The organism is Streptomyces sp. NPDC056128 (genome assembly GCF_042263835.1).
GTDB lineage: Bacteria > Actinomycetota > Actinomycetes > Streptomycetales > Streptomycetaceae > Streptomyces.
Window position 1 is genome coordinate 1 of record NZ_JBHJVQ010000089.1, and the last position, 1,597, is coordinate 1,597.

Here is a 1,597-nt window from a genome sequence, read left to right on the forward strand (position 1 = left end):
CCGGACGCACCGACGACGCCCTCGACCACCTCGTCGGCTTCTTCGTCAACACCCTCGTCCTGCGCACCGACACCACCAACAACCCCACCTTCCGCAACCTCCTCACCCGCGTACGCGACACCACCCTCACCGCCTACGCCCACCAGGACCTCCCCTTCGAAACCCTCGTCGAAGCCCTCAACCCCCAACGAACCCTCGCCCGCCACCCCCTCTTCCAAGTCACACTCGCCTACCACAACACCACCCCCGCCCAGCTCACACTCCCCGGCCTCACCACCCACACCCTCCCCCCCACCACCGAAACCGCCAAAACCGACCTCACGTTCGGAGTTGCCGCAGTCCAGGATGATGCCCACTCCGGCGGCTTCAAGGGAGTGCTCCAGTACGCGACGGACCTGTTCGACCGCACCACGGCCGAGCGGATCACCACCTACCTCACCCGCCTCCTCACCACCGCAGCCACCCACCCCGACACCCCCCTCCACACGATCGAAATCCTCTCGGGCGACGAGCGGCAGAGCCTGATCTCGGCCCACGGCCACAACGCGGACGACTTCATCGTGCTCGAAGGCTCGCTCCAGGAGCGATTCGCGGTTGAAGCCCTTACCCGCTCGGCAGAGATCGCAGTGGAGGCAGCGGACGGCAGTGCGACCTTCGCCGAACTGGATCGACTGTCGAACCGCGTCGCGAACCGGCTGATCCGGGAGGGCGTGCGCATCGAGGACCGCGTGGCCGTACTGATGGACCGCTCCGTGGCGTCCGTCGCCGCGGTGCTGGGCGTGATCAAGGCCGGTGGCGTGTATGTCCCGTTGGACGACCGGCTGCCGGCGGAGCGCATCCGCCGGATCCTCGAGGAGGCCGCCGTCCGGATCGTTCTCGTAGACCGCCCCCGCACGCTCGCCTCCTCGCTACCGGTGAGGACCGTCGTCGCCGACGCTACCCGCGGCCTGGCCGACGAACCGGACTTCGCCCCCGGGATCACGTCCGCACCGGAGCAGATGGCCTACGTGATGTACACGTCCGGCTCCACCGGTGCTCCGAAGGGCGTGTCCGTCACACACGCCAACGTGCTGGCACTCGTTGGCGACCCGTGCTGGAACGAGGAGTCGCGCGCGAGAGTACTGCTGCACTCCCCGAGTACGTTCGACCCGTCCACGTATGAGCTGTGGGGCCCGCTGCTGACGGGCGGTGTCATCGTCGTGGCTCCGGCCGGCGGGACGGACATGGCGGTGCTCGCCCGGACCATCATCGACCGCGAGGTGACCGGCCTCATGATGGCGGCCTCCGTACTGCGGCTACTGGTGGAGGAGTACCCAGCGAGCCTCGCCGGCGTCCGGGAGATCTGGAGTGGTGGCGAGAGCATGTCGCCCCAGGTCGTTGAACGCATCTTCGACACCAACCCCGATATTCGCGTCACCAACAGCTACGGTCCGACGGAGACCACGCTGTGCGCTGTCCACCACACGCTCACCGCCCTCTCCGACCTCCACGACCGCATTCCCATCGGTCTTCCGGTGGGGGATACGCGGGTGTATGTGCTGGACGGGTTGTTGTCGGTGGTGCCGGTGGGTGTGGCGGGTGAGTTGTATGTGGCGGG

The 1,597-nt window shown here is 67.7% G+C and carries 1 protein-coding gene; it reads left to right on the forward strand.

Features of this window, described 5'->3' with window-relative positions; genetic code table 11:
• The coding region (locus tag ACFC1X_RS40740; RefSeq protein WP_376364824.1) for an AMP-binding protein at positions 1-1,597 on the forward strand (1,597 nt) is incomplete at both ends.